7 protein-coding genes and 1 tRNA gene are annotated in these 23,663 nt (G+C 70.2%); 5 read left to right on the forward strand and 3 right to left on the reverse strand.

The genetic code is table 11. The annotated features are described in order from the left end of the window. Positions 1-118 precede the first annotated feature (118 nt). Positions 119-191 (reverse strand) — tRNA-Arg (locus ACIA75_RS06940). Between the two features lie 79 nt (positions 192-270). Next, positions 271-1,731, reverse strand: coding sequence for a flavin-containing monooxygenase (locus ACIA75_RS06945; protein ID WP_397100691.1), 1,461 nt, complete (start codon positions 1,729-1,731; stop codon positions 271-273). A 569-nt stretch (positions 1,732-2,300) separates the two neighbouring features. On the opposite strand from ACIA75_RS06945, the gene ACIA75_RS06950 reads away from it, so the two are divergent. Then, positions 2,301-3,938 (forward strand): long-chain fatty acid--CoA ligase, encoded by a 1,638-nt coding sequence (locus ACIA75_RS06950; RefSeq protein WP_397100693.1) that lies wholly within the window; start codon positions 2,301-2,303, stop codon positions 3,936-3,938. A gap of 50 nt (positions 3,939-3,988) precedes the next feature. On the opposite strand, the gene ACIA75_RS06955 is transcribed toward ACIA75_RS06950, so the two are convergent. Next, entirely contained in the window at positions 3,989-4,381 is a 393-nt protein-coding gene (locus ACIA75_RS06955; RefSeq protein ID WP_397100695.1) for an SCO5389 family protein, read from the reverse strand. Positions 4,382-4,907: 526 nt separating this feature from the next. Between ACIA75_RS06955 and ACIA75_RS06960 the strand changes: the two genes are divergently transcribed. The 4 genes from ACIA75_RS06960 to ACIA75_RS06975 all read left to right on the forward strand — a co-directional run. Further along, on the forward strand, positions 4,908-5,732 hold the full coding sequence (locus ACIA75_RS06960; protein ID WP_397100697.1) for a M23 family metallopeptidase: 825 nt from the start codon (positions 4,908-4,910) through the stop codon (positions 5,730-5,732). A gap of 74 nt (positions 5,733-5,806) precedes the next feature. Further along, positions 5,807-6,790 carry a LuxR C-terminal-related transcriptional regulator gene (locus ACIA75_RS06965; RefSeq protein ID WP_397100699.1) on the forward strand — a complete coding sequence of 328 codons (984 nt, stop codon included), beginning with the start codon at positions 5,807-5,809 and terminating at the stop codon, positions 6,788-6,790. Between the two features lie 126 nt (positions 6,791-6,916). Beyond that, positions 6,917-15,331, forward strand: a complete 8,415-nt coding sequence (locus ACIA75_RS06970; RefSeq protein WP_397100701.1) for an amino acid adenylation domain-containing protein — start codon at positions 6,917-6,919, stop codon at positions 15,329-15,331. A gap of 280 nt (positions 15,332-15,611) precedes the next feature. Then, positions 15,612-23,663, forward strand: an 8,052-nt coding sequence (locus ACIA75_RS06975; RefSeq protein WP_397100703.1) for an AMP-binding protein, incomplete at its 3' end; no start/stop codon positions are given.

A 23,663-nucleotide genomic window follows, 5' to 3' on the forward strand; every position in this document is an offset into this window, starting at 1 on the left:
TGGAGGATCGAACCAGGGCAACCGTTCGACCTGCATATATGCGGTTCTGCTGCTGATTTACAAGCCCGCCGCAGATCGAGAAATCCAGTTGACCTGCGGAAATGCTGTCGCAGGTCTGTGCCCTCGGCAGGATTCGAACCTGCGACACCCGCTTTAGGAGAGCGGTGCTCTATCCCCTGAGCTACGAGGGCCGGGCCGGGGGCCGGTGGGCAGGAGTCTACCGGGTCGGCGGCTGGGGGGCCGCATCGTAGGGTGGGCGGCCGGTGGGGGTCAGGATGCGAGGGTGGTTTCGTAGTCGGCTGGGTCGAAGGTGCGGGTTTTCCAGCGGTAGAGGACCGTTGCGCCCGGCCAGTTGTTGGTGATGCGGCCCGAGGCGTTGCGGTACCAGCTGGAGCAGAAGTTCCAGGGGGTGTCCTTCAGGCGTTTCTGCAGCCAGTTGTCCCAGCGCTGTTCCGTTTCGACGCGGGCCGCCAGGCCGCGGCGGGGGTGGTGGCGGAGGTGTTGGACGGCCTGGCGGATGTAGCGGGCCTGGGATTCCAGCATGTAGATGATGGAGCCCGAGCCGACGTTCGTGTTCGGGCCGTACATCATGAACAGGTTGGGGAACTTCGGGACCGAGATGCCCAGATAGGCGCGGGCGCCTTCGGCGGCCCAGGCGTCGGCCAGTTTGCGGCCGTCGGTGCCGTAGATGTTCATGGGGGCCAGGAATTCGGTGCCCTTGAAGCCGGTGCCGTAGATGATGACGTCGACTTCGTGGTGGATACCGTCGGCGGTGCGTACGCCCGTCGGGGTGATCTCGGTGATCGCGTTGGTTTCCACGGTGACGTTGGGCCGGCCGAGGGCGGGGAAGTAGTCGTTGGAGAACAGGGCGCGTTTACAGCCGGCCGCATAGTCGGGGGTGAGTTTTTCGCGCAGGATCGGGTCGGGGATCTGTTTGGCGCGGTGGCTCTCGGCGACCTTCAGGACGGGAGCCTGGATGCCTTTCAGGTCGGTGAGGGCCAGGGCCATCACTTCGAAGAAGATCCACCAGCCGAAGCGTTCGGCCCAGCGGACCGGCGGCAGGTACTTGAATACGGCGTGGTGACGGGCCACGTATTCGGCGTCGGCTTTCGGCAGTACCCAGGCGGCGGAACGCTGGAAGAGGGTGAGGTGTTCGGCGAGCGGCTGGATCCGGGGGATGTACTGGATCGCGCTGGCGCCGGTGCCGACGCAGGCGACCCGTTTTCCGGTGAGGTCCACCGAGTGGTCCCATTCGGCCGAGTGGAAGGCCGGGCCGGCGAAGGTGTCGATACCGGGGATGGTGGGCATGGCGGGGCGGGAGAGCTGGCCGACAGCGGAGATGAGGACGTCGGCGGTGAGCACGTCGCCGTCGGTCGTGCGGATCTGCCACGTTGCGGACGCTTCGTCGTATTCGGCGTCGCTGATCTCGGTGCCGAAGCGGATCTTGCGTTCGAGATCGTATTCGGCGACCACGCCGCGCATGTAGTCGTGGATATCGGCCTGCTCGGAGAAACGCCGGGGCCAATCGGAACGCGGTGCGTAGGACCAGGAGTACAGCGGGGACGGCACATCGCAGGCGGCGCCGGGATAGGTGTTCTCCCGCCATACGCCGCCGAGGTCCTGGGCACGTTCGACGATGGTGAAATCGTCGATCCCGGACCGCACGAGTTCCAGTCCCATACCGAGCCCACCGAACCCGGCTCCGATGATGATGATCGACGGCGTTGTCATGCTCCAAGGGTAGGTCGCCGACCGGTGCGCCCGAAGGGAACGAAGGACAGTGAATCAATACTTTCGGCCATAATTTCGGCTTCGAACTGGGCTGCCCGTGCATTTGTAAGTGATCCCGCCTTCTCCCGGTCTGCCCGGTTCGCATCGGGAATAACAGGTGGCTGCGGGGTTTCTTGCGCGTCGTATTCATCCCATCATTCGGGACACATACACGGACCGTGTCTCGTTTCGATGTCATTTCGTTATCTGACTTGGCAACGGGCCGGATTCCCAGCTAAGACAGGGGAGTGCTCGGCGGCGATGGCGCAGTGCCGGTGGCCCGCAGGGGGCGTCGCGGGCATTGCGTCTCATCCCGTCCGGCCGTCTCGGTCGCCTCCCCGCTTCTCGCGCCCGCTGACCAGCGGCGTCGCTGAATTTCGCCGGTTTTGTCCTACCTTCACCACGTCCGGCTACCGCACGGTAGTCTTCGGCGTTGTGATGTGAGTCATGCCCGCTTCTGTGTCTCACCGGCTGCGGTCCGCCTCATATCGCCAACCGATCGCCACCCATATCAGTAAGGGGTATTTCCGATGTTGAGCACCATGATGGACGACCAGCTCTCGCTGGCAACGCTGCTGCGCTACGCGTCCACCTTCGTCGGCGATTCCACGGTGTCCACCTGGACCGGCGACGGGGTGCGCACCATGACCTACCGCGAGATAGGCGCGGACTCGGCCCGGCTGGCCAACGCGCTGACCGATCTCGGCATCGGGCGGGGCGATCGGGTCGGCACCTTCATGTGGAACAACAACGAGCACCTGGTGGCGTATATCGCCATCCCCGCGATGGGCTCGGTGCTGCACGCGCTGAACATCCGGTTGTCGCCCGAGCAGCTGATCTATGTGGCCAACCACGCCGAGGACCAGGTGGTGCTGGTCGACGGCAGTCTGGTGCCGATGTTCGGCCAGTATCTGCCGCACCTGAAGACGGTGCGGCACGTCATCGTGGTCAACGGAGACGTCGCCGCGGTGACGGCGCCGGACGGCGTCACCGTGCACGACTACGCCGAGCTGATCGCGAAATACCCGGCCACCTACGATTTCCCGGTTGTCGACGAACGGACCGCGGCGGCGATGTGCTACACCTCCGGCACCACCGGCGACCCGAAGGGTGTGGTGTACTCGCACCGGTCCAACTGGTTGCACGCCATGCAGGCGATCACCCCGTCCGGTATGGGGCTGCGCAGCGACGACACGGTGCTCGGCATCGTGCCGATGTTCCACGCGAATGCCTGGGGGCTGCCGTACGCGGCGCTGATGACCGGCGCGAACGTGATCATGCCGGACCGGTTCCTGCAGCCGGTGCCGCTGCTGGAGATCATGGACGCGCTGAAACCGACGTTCGCGGCGGCGGTGCCGACCATCTGGGGCGGTGTGCTCGCCGCGCTGGCTTCGGCCCCGCAGGACATCACCCATCTGCGCTCGGTGGTGGTCGGCGGTTCGGCCGCGCCGCCGTCGATGATGAAGGCGTTCGAGGAAAAACACGGGGTGACGGTGGTGCATGCCTGGGGAATGACGGAAACCTCCCCGCTGGGCAGTCTGGCCCACCCACCGCGGGGGCTCAGTGCGGAGGAGGCCTGGGAGTACCGGGTCACTCAAGGGCAGTTCCCGGCCGGCGTCCAAGCGCGGCTGGTGGGCGACGACGGGAACGTGGTGCCCAACGACGGACAATCGCTGGGCGAACTGGAGGTGCGCGGACCTTGGATCACCGGGTCGTACTACGCGCCCGACGGTGTTGCCGTGGACCCCGGCAAATTCGACGACGGCTGGCTGCGCACCGGTGACGTAGGGAAGATCACCCCGAACGGCTATCTGACCCTCGTGGACCGGTCCAAAGATGTCATCAAGTCCGGTGGCGAGTGGATCTCGTCGGTGGACTTGGAGAACGCGGTCATGGGCCATCCGGCGGTGGCCGAGGCGGCCGTTATCGGTATTCCGGACGAGAAATGGGACGAGCGTCCGCTGGCGGCGATCGTTGTGGCCGAGGGGGCCTCGGTGCAGCCGGCGGAGCTGCGTGAGTTCCTGGCCGGGCGATTCGCGAAATGGCAGCTGCCGGAGTACTGGGCTTTCATTACGGAGGTCCCCAAGACCAGCGTCGGCAAATTCGACAAGAAGCGGCTGCGGGCGCAGCACGCCGACGGGGAGCTGGACGTGACGACGGTGCACTGAACCCCGGATGCGCGGTCCCCGGCGCGGTTTTGCGCCGGGGACCGGGCATTTCAGCAGTTACGCAGTTCCGGGCTCTGGTTGAGTAACTGGTTGCGCGGGCTGATGAAGCGGCTATAGGTCTCGCCGCCCACCGCGGCCAGCGGGAAGGCCGCGACGCGGTGGCAGTTCTGGAAGGCCAGTTTCACGCCGAAATGCCGTTCCAGGCCGCCGCGGATGGCGTCGGAAGCCAATGCGCGCAGCAACTGGCCGCGTGCGGTCTCGTCGGGCGGCGCCACCTCGTTGTCAGCGAATTCCGCGGTGCCGGTAGCCAATTCGTCGGCAACCCGACTCACGACCTCCCATGCGTAGGGCAGCGAGGTGCGGACACATTCGACGAATTCGGCGTCGGTGATCTCACCGCGCTCGGCACGTTCGAGCAAGGCGGTGGGGACATCTAAGGACACGGCGACCTCCTGGGGTCAACTCGTCTGTGCGACAGGTGATGCGGAACTCCGCGGCAGATCTGCCGGACCGAGTCTAATCGAAACTGGTTGTCAATAACAGTGGATTGGGTGTGAAAGCCTTTCGAGCGGGTGAACTTTCACGGATTGCCGGGTTATTGCCCTGCCGTGAGTGGGTGCCGCGAACGGGCCGCGTGCCTCGCTGTGCCGCCGTATGGTGCCGGGCCTGCCGGTGGGCGGGCGGGTTGCCGGGGTGTTTCCGGGATGCGGCAATATCTCTGCCAAGGTCACGAAAACGGTGGCGATCGTAACCGTTTCACAATGGCACGCATGGGCTTTGAGCTGGGGTTTTAGGGAAAAGGTTGCGATATGGTCACGGGCCGGTAGAGTTACCGTCACAACGGATGCCTAAACGTTACGTTTACCGGGCTCGAGTCTGGGACCGCACGCGGTGTTCGTGAACATGTTGACCGGATAGCGAGGACGGACATTGGCCCACCATCGACTAGGCCCCAGTTCCATCACCGTTATGAGCCTCATCGGTGACGAGGTACAGGTCCGCCCGCGCCGCCATCGTGCCGAAGCCACCGCGGCGGAGAAGGTCCGGGCAGCCGCCGGGGCCGCTGTTGCGGCCGGCGCGCTCATCGGTACCGCCTCGCAGATCGCTCCGGCCATCGCCTATGCCGCGCCGCTGCTGCCCGGTGGTGGTGACGACGCTGTCGAAGCCGAGCCCGCCCCGTCGGCTCCGGAGGCCGCCCCGGCAGCCGAGCAGGTCGCTCAGGCCGCGCCCGTGGCCACCCCGGCCCCGGCTCCGGTTCAGGCCGCCGAGATCGCCGCGCCGGCTCCCGTGGCCGCACCGTTCGGGTTGACCAATCTGCCGCCCGAGGTCGCGGCGCCGCTGGCGCACGCCGAGCAGACCCTCAAACAGTTGCACCAGCAGTTCGCTCCGGCGCCGATCGTGCGCCCGGTGGCCGGCGCGGTGAGCTCCGGATTCGGCAGCCGCTGGGGCGCCATGCACAACGGGGTCGATTTCGCCGATGCCCTCGGTGCGCCGATCAAATCGGTGGCCGACGGCACGGTGATCGAGGCCGGGCCCGCGTCCGGCTTCGGAATGTGGGTCCGCGTTCTGCACGACGACGGCACCACCGGCGTCTACGGCCACGTGAACGATATCTACGTCACGCAGGGGCAGCGGGTGAAGGCCGGCGAGGTGATCGCCACCGTCGGTAACCGTGGCCAGTCCACCGGCCCGCATCTGCATCTGGAGATCTGGGATCAGGGCGGGAACAAAATCGATCCGATGAACTGGATGGCATCGAAGGGGGTGCCGCTGGAGTGGGGTCCCTCGCACTGAGTTCGACAAGCTCGCTCGACCGTCCGATCCTTCCCGGCCCCACCGGCCTGCAAGGAGACCTACGAACTCCCGGCGTGACCGAACTGGCGGAAATTTTCGAACCCGACTCGATCCACGGCCGCGTGTACGCGGCCCTGGTGCACCGGCCGCGGTCCGGGGTCGCCGATATCGCGCGGCAGACCGGACTGTCCGAGTCCGCCGTGGAATCGGCGCTGGACGAACTGTGCGGATTGCGCGCGGTCCTCCGGCTGGTCGATGCCGACGGCACCGCGCGCTGGGACGCACACGCACCGGAATCGCTGTCGGAGGCCGAAGCCCGGCGGCGCCGGCAACAGATCAGCACCATGCATGCCGCCGCGGCGCGGCTCAGCGAAACCTTCCGGTCGGTGCGCCGCGCCCAGGGCTGGAACGGCGCGGTAGTGCCTGTTTTCGAACGGGCCGAGCTGCTGGCGGATTTCGAGGCGTTGCACGCCGGCGCCGGATCCAGCGTGAAAATGGTGGATCGCAGCCCGCATATCAGCGATGCCGAACGGGACAGCCGGATCACCGACCTGAAACAGGCCCGGATGGCCGAAGGGGTCCGGTACCGGATCCTCTACCAGGACACGATCTATCAGGACGCGGACCGGTTGCGGCATACGCTGGCCACCAACGCGCGCGGCGCCCAGGCCCGCACCCTGCCCGATCCGCCGTTCAAACTCATCGTCGCCGACGACGAACGCGCCAGCCTCGTACTGCACACGGATGAACGCCGTCCGGACCCGATGGCCCTGCGAATCAGCGGGTCACCGCTGTTGGAGCTGCTGATCCGCAGCTTCGACGTGCTGTGGACGCTGTCCGCCCCGATCTCGGTACAGCCGGCCGCCGACGAACTCGACGAACGCGACCGCGCCATCCTCACCATGATGAGCATGGGCGCGACCGACGATACGATCGCACGCCGGCTCGGAATGTCGCGGCGCACGGTGGTCCGCCGGACGGCCCGGCTGCTCGAGCGGCTCGGCGCCAGCACCCGATTCCAGGCCGGGGTGCAGGCCATCCGTCGCGGCTGGTTGTAACCCGCGCTTTATCGAGTGCTGTCGATATGATGGCCGGACCGTGCTCGGCCCGGTCGACATGGCGCGCCACCAGACGGGTACGCGGGGGCCGGGTTCCGGTGCGATGCGAGAGGTGAATGCACTCGAATGGAAACTGCCCGCCGTTTTTCTCGTGGCAGTCGCCGGCGCCGCTCGGGCCATCCACTTTTCGGTCAGCTGCTGACCGCCGCGGTCGAATCGGCCGCCGACGAGGTGGCGATCCGCTACAACCCGACGGGTGATCCCGCGGATCAGCGGGAAATGACCTACCGGGAAATCGATGAGGCGTCCTCGCAGGTGGCGCGGGAACTGATCGAACGCGGTATCGGTCCCGGTGATGTGGTGGCCATCGGGATCGCGCGCAGCCCGGAGTCGGTGCTCGCGGTGTGGGCGGTCGCCAAAACCGGCGCCGCGCATGTGCCGATCGATCCCGGTGCCCCGGCCGACCGGATCGAGCACATAGCCACCGACTCGGGGGCCGCGTTCGGCCTGACCACTTCGCGGTTCCGGGGTGCGCTCGGCCGGACCCTCTACTGGATCGAACTGGACGACCCGGTGCAGGCCGCCCGGATCGCCCAGCGGCCCCGGCACCCCATCTCCTACACCGATCGGGTCCGGACGCTCGACGAACGGCATCCCGCGTATATCGTCTACACCCCGGACGCTGCCGGCAGCCCCGGCGTCGCGATCCCGCACAGCGGGCCGGCCACGGTGGTCGCGGCGATCGCCGAGATCTACGGGATCACCAGCGATTCCCGGGTGGCGCACCTGTGCGCGCCGAACCTCGATATCTCGATCCTGGAGCTACTGCTCACCTTTACCTCGGGCGCGACCCTGGTGATCGCCCCGGCGGGTGCGCCCGACGGCCGGGACGTGGCCGGTCTGGTCGCCCGTGAGCGAGTGACCCATATGATCACCACCGCTGCCGTGCTCGCGCGGGTGGATCCGGCCGGGCTCGGCGATCGGGTGCTCGTCGCCGCGGTGGTGCAGGAGTTCGGCCGCGGCCTTCCCGGCCGCTGGGCGCGCGAGCACAATATCGTCCTTTCCTACGGCCATACCGAGGCGGCGACCATCGCCACCAGCACCGGAGTGATGTACGCGGACGATCCGATCACTATCGGCGCCGCACTGAACGCGGCCGGGGCGTTAGTTCTCGACACCCGGTTGCGCCCGGTGCCCGCTGGTGCGGTGGGCGAGCTCTACCTGGCGGGCCCGGCGCTGGCGAACGGGTACGTGAACCGGCCCGCGCACACTGCCGAGCGGTTCGTGGCCGCGCCGTTCGGCGCCGATATGGGTCAGCCCGGCGCCCGGATGTACCGGACCGGTGATCTGGTGCGCCGCATCGAAACCCCGTATGGCGCGGAGTTCGAATATCTGGGCCGCGCCGGTACCCGAGTGCCGCCGGACGGCTTCGCCGCGAGCAACGGCGCGGCCGAGGTGGCCGTCTTGCCCGGTGAAACACTGGCCGCCGAGAGGAGTCCTGCCCCGCTCTTGCCCGGGAGCAGCCGGATGGGCGGGCTGGGCCGCGCCGCCCACGCGGAGCCGGTTTCCCGGCCGGCCGGATCGCCCGTGCGCGCCGGCGACCCGGTTCCGGTAGCGGACCGCGCGGACGCCGGGAACCCCGAGGTGGCGGTCCGCGGCTACCCGGCGGTGGAACTGCCCGGGGGCGCTGACGGTGAGGTGCCGCTGTTCCTCGACCTGCACTCGGTGGCGGGAGCGTATCCGGCGTCCGCGCAGCACCTCGTACTGTCGCTGCCGGAGGGCATCGATCGCGCCGGTCTGGCTGCGACGCTGGGGGCCGTGACGGCCAGGCACGATATGTTGCGGGCACGGCTGCTGGATGAGGGCGGCCGATACCGGCTCGAGGTGGCCGAATCCGCGCCGGCCGCCGGTGTGCTGATCTCCGAGGTCGAGGTGCCCGCGGGCAGTGGCGGGGCCGGTCTGGCCGAGGTTGCCGCGGCCGCGCTGAATCCTACTGTTACGCAGTTGGATCCGCTGAGCGGCCGGATGGTCGCGGCAACCTGGCTGCGCCGCCCGGATGCCCGCGACGCCCTGCTGCTCGCCGTCCATCAGTCTGTGGCGGACCAGGAGTCCTGGCGCATTGTCGTCGCGGATCTGAGGGTGGCCTGGGCGCAGATCGCCGCGGGGCTGCGTATCGAATTGCCTGCTGTCGGAACTTCTTTCCGTCGCTGGGCCCACGCACTGGCCGACGAGGCGACCCAGCCGGAACGGGAAACCGAACTCGCCTACTGGCGCAAGGTTCTGGCCACCCCCGACCCGCTGCTGGGCTCCCGCGCACCGGCTCCCGGTGCCGATACCTACGCGACGGTGCGCCGGTTCGCGGCCGAGGTGCCCCCCGGAGTTGCCGGCCGATTGCTGACCGAGGTGCCGATCCGGTATCGCGCCGGCGTCGACGAGGCGCTGGTGGCCGCGCTCGCGCTGGCGCTGCGGAACTGGCGGGCCCGGCGCGGGGTGGAGTGCACGGTCGCCCGGATCCAGCTGGAAGGCAGCGGGCGTGCCGCCGCCGTCGTGCCCGGTGCCGATTTCACCCGTACCGTCGGACGGTTCACCACCGAGTATCCGGTGGCACTGGACCTGTCCGATATCGACGCCGACGCCGCGCTGCGCGGTGGTGCGGACACCGGGGCGCTGGTGCGGTCGGTTCAGGAGCAGCTCGGCGCCGTCCCGGACCAGGGGATCGGCTTCGGCCTGCTGCGGCTGCCGGTGACCGGTGCGATCGCGGAGGAACTCGACGGGGTCCCGGCGCAGATCGGGTTCCGCTGCCGCGGGCCGATCCCGGCCGGTGAGGTAACCGCCCGGCCCGGCGATACGGCATGGTCACCGGTCGGCGATCCGGGTGCCGAGGCCGAATTCGATCGCCGGATGCCGGTGCAGCTGGTCATCGATATCGATGCCGTCGCCCGCGCGGACGGTGGTTTGGCGGTGTCGTTCGATTACGCGGCCGATCTCGTCCCCGAGATTGCCGTGCGCGAACTGGCCGAGGACTGGCTGACCGCGGTGCGCGCACTGGCCGGGCTCAGCGAGGACCCGCAGGCGGATGGGCGGGCTCTGCCCGGTTCCGCCGCGGTCCCCGACCGACTCGACGCCTGGCCGGCCGGTCCGCGGCCGGAGGATATGTTGCGCGGTGCCCGGCCGACCGAGCTGGCCGCGGTGCTTGCTCCGCCGCAACCGCCGGGAACCGGGATCGGGGAACTGGACCTGACGCTCGGCCAGGCCGAGACGGCTGCGATGGCGGCGTATGCGGCCGCGGCCGGTGTCACCGTCGGCACTGTGGCGCAGGCGCTGTGGGCGCTGCTGCTGGCAAGCCTGACCGGGCGCGCGGATGTCGTATTCGGTGCAGTCGTACCGGGACGCCCGCTGGATCCGGCCGGAGAAACAGCCGACCCGATTCCGGTGCGGGTCAGTTTCGATCCCGGCTGGACCGTCCAGGATCTGCTGGTCCGCATCCAGACCGAGCAGGCAACCCTGCTCGAACACCACCTGCCGGCCGATATCGGGCCCGCCGCGGGCCTCTTCGACACGGTGCTGGTCTACGAACCGCATCCCGTGGACGCGACGAGCGACGGGATGCCCGGCCACGTGATCGCGGGCCCGGCCGCGCGGATCTCCGCGGGCTATCCGGTGACACTGGTCGTGGAACCGGCCGACCGGTTGCGGGTGCGGGTGTGCTACCACCGCGAGACGGTCGCCGAAGCCTCCGCACAGGCGCTGTCCGGCCTGCTGCGTGCGCTCGTGGGTCAACTGCTGGCGGTGCCCGCCCGGGCGCAGGTGCCGGCTCCCGGTTGGTGGCGCGCGCCCGGCTCGCTCACCGGGCACGGCGAGTTACCCGCCGACCGGCCGCGGCCCGACGCTCCGTCCCGGCACTGCGGGCAGGTCTCCCGGGAACTGCACGGGGACCTGTGCGATGCCTTGAACATAGTCGCCGCACAGTGGAATACGACCGAGCTCACGGTGGTTCAGGCCGCGCTGGCCGTATTACTGGCGCGGTTGTCGGGGAAACGGGAAACCGCCGTGGGCGCCTTCGCCACCCGGGATTCCGCGGCCGGGCTGTCGGTACTGCACACCGAGGTGGACCCGGGACGCGGCTTCGGGGCACTGCTGGATGCCGCCTGTGGAACAGGCGCGGGAATCGGTCCCGCCGGAGTGGGCGGCGAACGGCTCGGCTACCTGATCGATACGGTCCGCACGGTGGCCGGCCACCCGCCTTTCCGGGTGATGCTGTCCGACGAACTCCAACCCGGCGATCTACCGGAAAAACTGGATCTGCGAGTGGATCTGGTGGACACCGCTGCCGGCGCCACCCTGACCTTCACCTACGCCCGCGACCTGTTCGACGCGCCGACCATCGGCGATCACGCCGACCGGCTGGTCCGGATCCTGGCCGCGGTGGCCGCCGATCCGGGTGTCACCGTGGGGGATATCGACCTGCTCGCCCGCGGGGAACGCGACCTGGTGCTGCGCGAATGGAACAGCGCCGGTGTCGCGGTCCCGGCCGTCACGCTGGCCGATCTGATCGAGGCCCAGGCCCGGCTGCGGCCCACGGCCGCCGCCGTCCGATCCGGCGCGACCACACTGAGCTTCGAGGAACTACTCGACCGCGCATATCGGGTGGCGCGCGGTGTGATCGACGCCGGTGCCGGGCCCGAGAACCTGGTGGCGGTGGCGATACCCCGTAGCGAGGAACTGCCGGTCGCGCTGCTCGGGGTGCTGCTGTCCGGCGCCGGCTACCTGCCGATCGACACCACCTATCCGCGGCAGCGGCTGGAGTACATCCTGTCCGACGCCCGCCCGGTCGCCGTGCTCACCACCGGGCCGGAGCGGGCCGCGGTGCCCTCCGGTGACCTGCCGGTGGTGCTCATCGAGGACACCGCGCACTATGCCGCGACCGCGGTCACCGACACCGACCGGCGTGCGCCCCTGCGACCCGGCAATCCGGCGTACGCCACCTACACCTCCGGCTCCACCGGCGCGCCCAAGGCAGTGACGGTGACCCACCGCAACGTGGTGGAGTTGTTCGCGAACACCCAGCTGATGTTCGAATTCGACGACACCGATGTGTGGACCCTGTTCCACTCGTCCGCTTTCGACTTCTCGGTGTGGGAACTGTGGTGCGCGCTCGCCAGCGGCGGCTCCGTCGTGGTGGTGGACCGGCCGACCGCGCAGTCGCCGGAACAGTTCCGCGAGCTGCTGATTCGCGAAAAGGTCACCGTCCTCAACCAGACCCCCTCGGCGTTCTACCGGCTCGCCGAGGCGGATCGGGTCGCGCAGACGGCGGGCGGGAGCGGCGCGCTGTCGTTGCGCTACGTCGTGTTCGGTGGCGAAGCGCTGGATATTCGCCGGTTGCGCCACTGGTACGAACGTCACGGGACCCCCGGTGGTACGGGGTCCGCGGCACCGTGGCTGGTGAATATGTACGGGATCACCGAAACTACGGTGCACGTGTCGTTCCTGGCCCTGGACGAACAGCTGATGGACCACCCGGCGAGTGTGATCGGCCGCGCGTTGCCCGGCCTGGACGCGTTCGTCCTGGACGATCGGCTACAACCGGCTCCATTCGGGGTGCCCGGCGAAATCTATGTGGCAGGTGCACAACTGGCCCGCGGCTATCTCGGCCGTCCCGGTCGCACCGCGACCCGATTCGTGGCCGACCCCTTCGGCCCGCCCGGGTCGCGGATGTACCGGTCCGGGGATATCGGCCGCTGGGCCGGATTCGCCGGCCGGGCCGGGCTGGAATACGCCGGTCGCGCGGACACGCAGGTGCAACTGCGCGGGTTCCGGATCGAACTCGGCGAGGTCGAGGCGGCACTTCTGCGGGATCCGGGAGTGGGTCGGGCCGCGGCGGTGCTGCGCGGCGACGAAATTGCGGGGGACCGGCTCGTGGGTTACGTGGTGCCGGTCGCGGATCAGGATCCTGCGGTGGACGCGGAGCGGATACGCGAACGGGCCGGGGAGTTTCTGCCCGAGTACATGGTGCCCGATCTCGTCGTGCTGCTCGACGCCCTGCCGTCGACCCCCGGCGGGAAACTCGACCGTGCGGCGCTGCCCGACCCGGCGTCCGTGCGCCGGGAGCACGACGCGACGCCGGCCGGGCGTACCCGGACAGCGGCGCCCCGGGTCGTCGTCCCCGTGCCGCGGCCCACCTTGGAGCGGGTCCACCGGCCGGAGCGGATCCCGCTGTCGCCGGCCCAGTATCGGCTGTGGCTGCTCGACCGGGACGAACCCGGGGCGGCGGGGCGCAATATCGCGCTGGCCATCGGTCTCACCGGCGCGCTCGATACCTCGGCGCTGCGCTATGCGCTCTCGGATGTACTGGAACGGCACGAAATTCTGCGCACCTGCTATCCGGCGGACCCGGACGGTGTGCCGTACCAGGAGATCCTGCCGGTGGCCCAGGTGCTGCGCGGTGGGATGGAGACCGACACCACCGAGGACGCGCCCGGCCGGATCGGCGAATTGCTCTCGGCCGGTTTCGATTTGACAGGCGCGGCCCCGATCCGGGGGCTGCTGCTCGCCACCGGCGCGGACGAGCATGTGCTGGCGCTGGTTGTGCACGCGATCGCCGCGGATCGAACGTCGCTGGCGCCGCTGACCCGTGATCTGATGACCGCGTACCTCGCCCGGATCAACGGTGAGTCGCCGCGCTGGTCGCCGCTGCCGGTGCAGTACGCGGACTACGCGATCTGGCAGTGCGCGGTGGCCGGCGGGGAGGACGACGAGAACACGGTCGGGGCGCAGCAAGTCGAATTCTGGCGCGAACAATTGGACGGAGCGAGCGGGGGACCGGAACTGCCGTTGGACCGGCCGCGCCCGGACCTGCCGTCGCGACACGCTGACACCACCGACTTCACGGTGGACGCGCAGGTGCACGACGGCCTGGCCGCGCTGGCCGGCGACCGCGATGCCACTCTGTTCACGGTGGTGCATGCCGCGGTGACTGTGCTGCTGCACCGGCTCACCGGCTCCGGCGATATCGCGATCGCCACTCCGAACGCCGGGCGCGGCGAACCCGACCTGGCGAACTCGGTCGGCCTGTTCGCCGGCATGCTCCTGCTCCGGACCGAAGTACACGTGGCGCAGACCTTCACCGAACTGCTCGACGCGGCCCGCGAAACGGATCTGGCGGCATTCGCCCACGCCGATATTCCGTTCGAGCAGGTCGTCGAGGTCGTGGCGCCCGAACGGGATATCGTGCGTGATCCGCTGTTCGGCGTGGTGCTGTCGTTCCGGGGGGACGAGCAGGTGACCCTCCAACTGCCCGGTCTCATCGTGCACGGACCGGCGCAGTGCACACCGGTGGCCGAATACGACCTGTGGATAGATATCGATCCCGGACGCGAAACCGGCGGTCCCCCGGGAGAACTCCGGGCCGCTCTGACCTACGCCACGGAGTTGTTCGACGAGGAGACCGTGCGCTCGTTCGGTCGCCGGCTGGCCCGGATCCTCACCGCCGTGGCCGCCGACCCGCGGGTCCGGATCGGCGATATCGACATCGACGACTCCGAAAACAACTCGGCGGCAGTACTCGCCGTCGACTCGGCAGTACTCGCTGTGGACTCGCAAGTACTCGCTGTGGACTCGCAAGTACTCGCCGTCGACCCGGCTGTATTCACCGTCGACCCGGCTGTATTCACCGTCGATCCGGCCGCATTCACGGTCGACACGGCCGTACCGGCGGTCACCGCGGGAACCGCGCTGGCCCAGACCCTCGGTGCCTCGGTCGAAGACGATCCGTCCGGTCCCGCAGTGGTGTGGGGCGAGAACGCGATGACCTACCAGGAGCTGGACGCGCGTTCGTCACAACTGGCGCGAGAGCTGATCGCCCGCGGCTGCGGCCCGGGTTCCGGGGTGGTGACCGCACTCGGACGCGGTGTCGACGGTGTGGTCGCCACCTGGGCGGTCCTCAAAGCGGGTGCGGCGCTGGTGCCCGCCGACGCGGTGGCGGCGGCCGCGGCGGCCGGTCTGGTGGTGGAGGTCGGGCTGACGGTGACGGCGGAACCGGAACTGCCGAACGTGCACTGGCTGACGCTCGGCGATCCGGCGGTGGCGGCCGCGGTCGCCCGGCGGTCGCCGCGGCCGGTCACCCACGCGCACCGGGTCCGGCCGCTCCGCGGCGGCGACGTCGTCGTGGTGGACGCAGCGGGGTACCGAACCGGGTACGACCAGTTGGCGGCCGCGGTGACCCGGGTGCACAACGCCACCGACCTGACCTACGAGGCCCGCAGCTACCGTTACGGTCGCGGCGACGGTCCGGCGGCGGTGCTGGAGGTGGTGGCGGCCGGCGCCGCGGGGGCGTCGATAGTACTGATCCCGGACACCATCCAGCGCGTGACGCCGGCCGATGAATGGGTCACGCACCTGTGGTCCGACACCGAGGGCCTCGCCGTGCTCGATCCGGACACGCTGGTCGATCTCACCGCAGTGATCGTGGACGAGGCCGCCGCACCCGGAGCAGCCTGGACCGGGGCCGCCCGGGTGCTGGAACTGTCCACCTTGCTGGGGTGAGCCGGACGATCCGGCCGGCTGCCGGTGGCCGATCTCGGTCACTGGATGGTCGAACAGCAGCTCGGGCGGTAACCTGCCGGGTGCCATACCGGGTACCGGCGCATTGTGGCAGGCTGCCTATCGTGCCGCGGCCACGGTAGGCGCGGCGGTGAAGTGCGATAGGCAGGCGAGGCGGACAGATGGATGCGGTAGTCGGTCAGCGGTATGACCTCCTCCGGAGGGCGAGGGCGGTATGACGCGGCCAGTCCGGACCAGGCCGCATCGAACCCGGCGGCCCCGCGTGACCACGTTGCCGCAACTGATCGCCAACGCTGTCGAAACCAATCCCGACGGCGTCGCACTCGTCCTCGCCGACGGCACCGGCCCGTTGGAACAGGTCGGCTACGCCGATCTGGATGCCTGGTCCAGCCGGCTGGCCCGTTCGCTGATCGCCCGGGGTATCGGCCCGGAGGACCTCGTCGCCGTGGCGATTCCGCGTTCACTGGACGCGGTGCTGGCGGTCTGGGCCGTCGCCAAGACCGGCGCCGGGTTCGTTCCGATCGATCCCGCGTATCCGCCGGGATGGGTCGCGCACCTGCTGGGCGACGCCGGTGCCGTGTACGGCCTGGCGGTTTCCTGGGTGCGCAACGAACTACCCGACGAGATCGAATGGCTGCAGGTCGACACGGTCGACACGGCCCGTTCGCTGGAGCAGTTCTCCGCCGACGCGGTCACCTACGCCGACCGGGTACGCCCACTGCGCGCCGAACACCCGGCCTATGTCAGCTATGTCAGCGACGGTGAGACCTCGCCCGACGGCATCGTGGTCACCCAGGCCGGACTCTCCGGGCTGTGTGCCGAACAGCAGGGCCGATACCGGGTCGAACCCGAGGATCGCACGCTGAACTTCGCGCCGATGCCCTCGGATTCGGCGGTGCTGGAACTGCTGCTGGCACTCGGCGGCGCCGCGACCATGGTCGTGGTCTCACCGCTGGTGTCGCAGGCCGACGAACTGACCGCGCTGCTGCGGCGCACCGGCGCGACCCATGCCTACCTACCCCCGGACGCGCTACGGCTGATCGATCCGGCCGGTCTCGACGAACTGGGCGTCGTGGTGACCGGCCGCCGGCCGTGCCCGCCCGAACTGGTGGTCCGCTGGGCCGTTCCGGTGGCCGGCGGCGCGGCCCGGGCCCTGTACCAGGGTTACGGCCCGGCCGAGACCACCGTCATGACCAGCATCAGCTCACCGCTGACGCCGGGCGGACCGCGCACCATCGGCGTACCGATCCGCGGAGTCACGGCTCGCATCCTGGACGACCGGCTCGCCCTGGTCCCCGACGGCTCGGTGGGCGAGTTGTACCTGGGTGGCGCGCAACTGGCCCGCGGCTACCATCGTCGCCCCGGCCGGACGGCGCAGCTCTTGGTCGCCGACCCGTTCGCCGACGACGGCTCCCGGCTCTATCGCACCGGTGACCTGGTCCGTCGCTCCGCCGACGGGGAAATGGAATATGTCGGACGGGTTGCCCTGCCGGCGCTCGACGGTCCGGCCGCACGCTCGCGGCCGAGCCGTACCGAGCCGGTGCCGTGGCCGGACGAGGGCGAGCCGGTGCCGGGGCGCAGCGAGGCAGAATCGTTCTCGCGGCGTGGCGATACCGAGCCTGGTTCGCCGGGTGCCGCCGAATCGATGGTCGCCGATCCGGTGTCGCGGCCGGGTGATGCCGGCCCGGACGTGTGGCCCAGCGACGCCGGGCAGCGCTCGCGTTCGGAAGACGCCGGGCCGGCTCCGGCGGTCGACTCCGCTGCGCCGTGGCCGGAGGAGCCGCGGGATACGGCCGTTCCGCCGAACCGGTGGCCGGCGGGTGAGCTCCCCGATTACGAACAGAGCCTGCCGATTCGGGTCCCGGCGGCAGATCCTGGGCCGCCGGCTCACGAAGGGCGGGGTCACGGGTACGGCGTGTCCGAGCCGGATCCGGGCCCGCGCAACATCCCCGAGCGGGTTTCCCTGGATGCCTTGTCCGAGAGGGACAACCGGCTGGCATCCGAAAAGCGTGACCTCGACCTACCGGGTCGCGGCTACCTCGAGATGCCGGATCGGCAGCATACGCTGCCCGGCCGCGGTAAGCGCGGCGCCGGGAAACCCCTCGACCCGGTGGACACCGATTCCCTTGCGCCCGCCGACACCGGGCGGGCGGGTTTCTATTCCCCGGGCACAGCGGATTCGGGGTCGCTGGAACAGGCGGGCTTCGATCGGTCCGGGTCCGCAGTTTCCGGTTTGCCCGAGCGGGCGGGTGTCGATCGGTCCGGTTCCGGTCTGCCGCGGCGGGCGGGTCTCGATCTGTCCGAGTCTGCGGTGCCGGAGCGCGCGGGTTTCGATGGGTCCGGTTCCCCAGCTTCCGGTCTACCGCGGCGCGCGGGTCTCGATCCGTCCGAGCCGGCGGTGTCCGAGCCCACCGCGGCGGTCTCGCGGCAGCCGGAGGATTCGGCGTCCGACGCGTGGCTGAACAGTGGTCGTCAGCTGCCGGGTCCCGCGGATCCGCGCCCGGCCCGCGGTGGGACGGCACCGATCCCGAGCGATGCCACAGCGTTCTACGAAAACCCGCTGTCCGCGGAGGAGGACCCGTACCGGCCGTCGGAGCGCGGTGCCACGGGCCTCCCGGGCCGGGGGCCCGCCGTGCGTCCGGCGGAACCGGGGCTGCCGAGCCGCACCGCCACACCGGGTTTCGGGTCGACCGTGCCCGATGCGCCGTCGTCCCCGGCTCCCGGCCCGGAACCGGCCCCGGTCGCCGACCAGCCGCCCGTGGTGGAACGGCCGGAGTCCATCCCGCTGTCGCCCGGCCAGCTGCGGCTCTGGGAACGCAACCAGACCGCGCCCGGGACGGCCGCCGAGACGATCACCGCCGCGATGAGCTTGACCGGGAGCCTGGACGGCGCGGCCATGCAGGCCGCGGTCGCCGATGTGGTCGACCGGCACGAAACCCTGCGCACCGTCTACCCGGCGTCCGACGGCGCACCACATCAGGTGGTACTGCCGCGGGAGCTGGCCGTGCCCGAAGTGGTCGCCGAACCGGTTCCCGCCGCCGAACTGGCCGGCTGGCTCCGGTCGCTGTCGCAGACGGACTTCGACGCCGCCGACCCCGAACAGGTTCCCGTGCGGTTCGCGCTGGCCGAAGTGGGGCCGCGGGAACATGTCGTCGCGGTGGTGGTCCACCGGATTCTCGCCGACGAAGTTTCGGCCGGGCTGCTGCTGCGGGATCTGCTGCGGGCGTTCCTCGGCCGGCGCAACCGGTCGCGGCCGCTGTGGCAGCCGCTGCCGTTCCAGTATCTCGACTATTTCCTCGGGCGCCGGGCCGAGCTCGGCGATATCGGCGATCCGGGATCGCTCGCCGCCCGGCGGCTCACGTACTGGCGTGACTACCTGGCCGACCTGCCCCCGCAGCTGGAGTTCGCGCCCGACACCGCCCCTCCGGGTGCCACCGGGGACGCTGTGCACGCTTTCGATATCGGCACCCGGACCCATCGCCGGATCGCCGATATCGCCCAGCGGGCCGGAACCTCCGAATTCATCGTGTTGCGTGCGGCCTTCGCGGTCCTGCTGGCCCGTTCGGCGGCCGCCACCGATATCGTGCTGGGCAGTTCGGTACGCGGTAGTGACGAGCGGGAACTCGACGACGCGATCGGGCCCTACGCCAACACCGTCGTCCTGCGGACCCGGATCGATCCGGCCGAATCCTTCCTCGAACTCGTCCAGCGTGTCGCGGAATCGGATCGCCGTGCCTTCGCCAACGCGGATCTGCCCTTCGAACTGCTGACCGCGGCGCTCGGTGTCGACGGGCCGCTGTTCGATGTGGCGATTGCGCTGCGGCACAACGATATTCCCCGCCTGGAGATGCCGAGTCTGGCTACCGAACCGGTCGAGGTCGACGGTTCGCCGACGGGGGAGGGTTTACGGCTGGTCATCGATCCGCATCGCTCGCCCGACGGTTCCCCGGACGGGATCGCGGCCGCGTTGCATTTCGCCGCGGATCGGATCGGCCGGAGCACCGTCACCGAAATCGCGCGCCGGTTCCAGCGGGTGCTCACCGTGGCCGGCGGCGATCCGGACGGGCCGGTCGGCGATATCGACCTGCTGTCGCGTGCCGATCTGGACCGGTTGCTGGTGGTGTGGAACGACACCCGCTATCCGGTGCCGCCGGAACTGCTGCTCGACGGCTACCGCCGGACCGTCGCGATCCGGCCCGATACCGTTGCCGTCGCCGATGCTTCCGCCGAGCTGACCTATCAGGAATTCGACGCCCGGGTGAACCGGCTGGCCCGCCGGCTCATCGACGCCGGTGTCGGCGCCGAAACGCCGGTGGGTGTGGCCCTGCGGTGCTCGCCCGATCTGGTGGTGGCGATCTACGCGGTGCTGACCGCGGGCGGGGTCTACCTGCCGCTCGATCCGGACGATCCGGCGGCATGGACCGCGCAGATCCTCGATACCGCTCGCCCGGCCCTGCTGCTGGCGGACCGGGCCGGTGAGCTCCGGCTCACCGCGGCGCTGCGCGCGACCGGGCAGTCCACGCCCGTTCTCGTGACAGATGCCGGTGATCTTGCGCAGTATTCCGCGGAAACGGTGCGCCCTGAGGAACTGATCCGTCCGGTGCTGCCGGGTAATGCGGCCTGCATGATCTGCGCGTCGGCCGGTGCGGACGGACCGGAACTCGCGGTGCTCTCGCACGGCGCCCTCAACAACCAGATCACCCTGATGCTCGCCCAGAATCCGCTGGGATTCACCGACGTCTACCTGCAGCGCAATGCGGCCACCAGCGATACCTCGCTCTGGGGTTTCTTCCTGCCGCTGCGGGCCGGCGCCCAGCTGGTGCTGGCCGACCCCGCCGTCTCCGGCGATACCGGGCAGGTCGCCGAAGCGATCGCCGCGCACGGAGTAACAGTCACCGATTTCGGGCCGGCTCAGCTCGCCGAATTCACCGGCCTGGTCGAGCCGGATCGGGTGACGAGCCTGCGCGAAATCTTCGTGACCGGGGAACCGCTGTCGCCGGATATCGTGTCCGCCCTGCGGGCCCGGTGCGGTGCCCGAGTACACAACCTGTACGGAACCTGCGAAACCGCGGTGTCGGCGACGACCTGGCCCGCCGCGGGCTCGGCGGAACGGCCGGTGCCGATCGGCCTGCCGCAGTGGAACACCCGCGTGTACGTACTGGACGCACGCCTGCGTCCGGTCCCGCCGGGGGTGCCCGGCGAGCTGTATCTCGCCGGTGACCAGCTGGCCCGGAGCTACGCGGACCGGCCGGCGCCGACCGCGGACCGGTTCGTGGCCAACCCCTTCGGCTACGGCCAGCGGATGTACCGCACCGGGGATCTGGTGCTGTGGCGCGACGCCACCGCGACCACGCCGCAACGCCTGGACCTGCTGGGCCGGTCCGACCATCAGCTCCGCTTCCGTGGCCATCGCATTCGTCCGGATGCGATCGCGGCCGCCCTGCACACCGTGCCGGGTATCGCCGCGGCCGCGGTGCTGCCGCGAACCTCCACCGCGGGCGCCGATCCGACCACACCGGGCGGCCGGTTGGTCGCTTACCTGGTTCCCGGACACGGCGTCGACGACCTGGATCTCACCGCGGTCCGCGCCTCGCTCGCGCGGCTGTTGCCGGCGTCGCTGGTGCCGGTGGCATACCTGGCGGTCGAGAGTATTCCGGTGGACTCCGCCGGCGTGCCCGACCGTGGCCGGCTGCCGGATCCCGACGATGTGCCGGTGCTCGAACCCGCCCTCGAAGTGGTTCCGGAGGAGCCCACGGCGATCATCGGCACCGACGGCCCCGATCAGGGCCCCGACGTAGTCGGCAGTGCCGGCCTCAGGCACAGGGAAACCGGCGCGATCAGTGGCGTCGACGACGGCTACGCGCTCAGCGATGGCGCCGGCGACCGCCACGCGATCGGTGGTGGTGTCGGCGACCGCATCGACGCGAGTGGCTCGGATCCCGCCGCGCAGGCGCTCGACGCGGAGGCCGAAGCGGTGCCTTCGCCTGCCGCGGGATCGCCGCGGGGCGCCGGCGGCACCGAGATATCGGGCGGTGCCGAAGTTTCCGGGGAACTACCCGCGACACCCACGGCGATCCGCCTGCTCGACAATCCGCTGCCCGGCGTCGAGGTCCGGTCCATTGTGCTGGACCTGCCCGCCGATCAGCCGCTCGACCGGACCGAAGCCGTGGTGCGGGCCCTGGTGGGCAGGCATCCGATGCTGTCGGCCCGGCTCGACAGCAGTGATCAGACACCCGCACTGTGGATTCCGCCCCGGGAACAGCGCGGTGACCGGCAGTACTGGTGGCTCGGACCCGAAACCGGCGAGAACACGGTGGCCACCGACGATGTGGTGCAGGCGGCCGCCGACGCCCTCGATCCGGCGACCGGTCGCAATATCCACTTCGTGGTCACCGGACCCGAACCGGCCCGGCGGCTCGTGGTCGTGGCGAACGGACTCGTGGTCGACGACCGGTCCTGGCGCGTCATAGTCGACGAACTGGTCGCCGGTGACACCACGCCGGCCGCGCCGGAAGCCCGGCTGCCGCAACTCGTGCAGGCACTGGACCAGCGTGCCCGGTCGATCGACCTCCTCGACGAGGCGGGCTGGTGGCGCCGGAACCTGGCGAGCGCCCGGACCGCGGCCCCGCTGGGAACGGTCGATCTCCGGCCGCGCCGCCGGGTTTCGCTGGCCATCACGGCCGAAGGCACCGCGGCGGTCACCGCCGCGGCCGACGCCTACCGGGCCACCGTGCCCGAGGTACTGCTGACGGCGGTCGCCATGGCGCTGCGCACCGGCCGGCAAGGAACGGTGGCCCAGGCGCTGGGATCGCTGGTGCGCTGCGATGCCGACGCCCGCTCCCTGGTGAGCCGTGGGGACGGCCTGGTCGGCGGATTCGCCACCGAGTTCCCGCTGTCGGTGCAGCTGGCCGATATCGATACCGACGACGCCCTGGTCGGCGGTTCCGCCGCGGGTGCCGCGCTCACCCAGATCCGCGACCTCATGCGTTCGGTACCCGCCGACGGTGCCGGGTACGCCCTGCTGCGCTATCTGAACGCGGAGACCGCGGCCGAATTCGCCGCCGCCGACTCGGGCCGGTTCACCTTGCGCTACCGCGATCTTCGCCCCGCCCGGGTACACACGGACGGCCCCGCCGACGGCGTACCGCTGGCGCTGACGGTCGATGTCACCGACGAGGGCCTGCTGTGCCGCTTCGACTACGCGACCGCGGTTTTCCTCGGTGATGATGTGAAAACCTTCGCCGAGCACTGGGTTCGCGCGCTGGGCGGCCTCGCCGAACACGGCCTCCGGCCCGGAACCGCACCCGACCCGCTCCCACATCCCGAAGGCGGCGCGCCGACCGGACCGGGCTCCCGGCCGCAACGGGCGCACGATCCGGGATCGCCGACCGGTAGTGATCCGGATCCCGGTCCGTATCAGGCCGCCGATCCGGGATCGTGGCCCGCCACTGATCTGTATCCCGGTCCGCATCAGACGGACGATCCGGGATCGTTGCCCGGCACTGATCCGTCGTCCGGTCGGGAAACCGCGGAATCCCTGGACCGTCCGGGTGCCTTGCCTGTCCGGCGCCGGCCGGACGACCCCGAACCGCCGGCGGGCCGAGTCCCCTCGCCCGATCAGGAGGTAACCGATCGGGACTCGTCCGCCGGCCGGTTGTGGCCGGCCGATGCGGAGTTGCCGGCGGGTCCGGCGCGGTCTGCCGGCCGGGATTCGCTGACCGGCGCGGCGTCGCCGGACAATCGGGAGTCGCTGCCCGGCCGGGACTCGGCCGGCGCCGGGGATTCGTCGTCGGGCCGGGACTCTGCGGGTGCCCGGGATTCGCTGACCGGCTGGGAGCCGATGGGCGGTTCACCGAGCCCGGCGGACTCGCCGCTGCCGGACGCGGAGACCACCTCGCTGCTACGGCCGGTCACCGACGCCCGGCAACCCGGCCCGGATGCTCCGGAGCTGCCGCGACGACGGTCGCGAGCCACCGAGCAGTCGACGGCGGGCCCGGACTCGAGCCCGGAGACGGCCCAACCCGTCATCCCAGTCCTTTCGCAGCGTGGGGCGGGGTCCGAGGAGGGGGCTCGTTCGTCGGATTCTCTCGCCGATCAAGTCTCGAGTGACGCCGCTTCGCGCGGTTCGCAGCTGCCGCAACGACGGCCCCGAGCTGCCGAGCAATCGATCGCCGGTACGGACCTGGGCCGGGAGTCGGCGGAACCGGCTTCCTCCGTTCTTTCGCAGCGTGGGGCGGGGTCCGAGGAGGGGGCTCGTTCGTCGGATTCTCTCGCCGATCAAGTCTCGAGTGACGCCGCTTCGCGCGGTTCGCAC

Origin of the sequence: Nocardia sp. NPDC051750 (assembly GCF_044453135.1) — a bacterium.
Lineage (GTDB): Bacteria > Actinomycetota > Actinomycetes > Mycobacteriales > Mycobacteriaceae > Nocardia.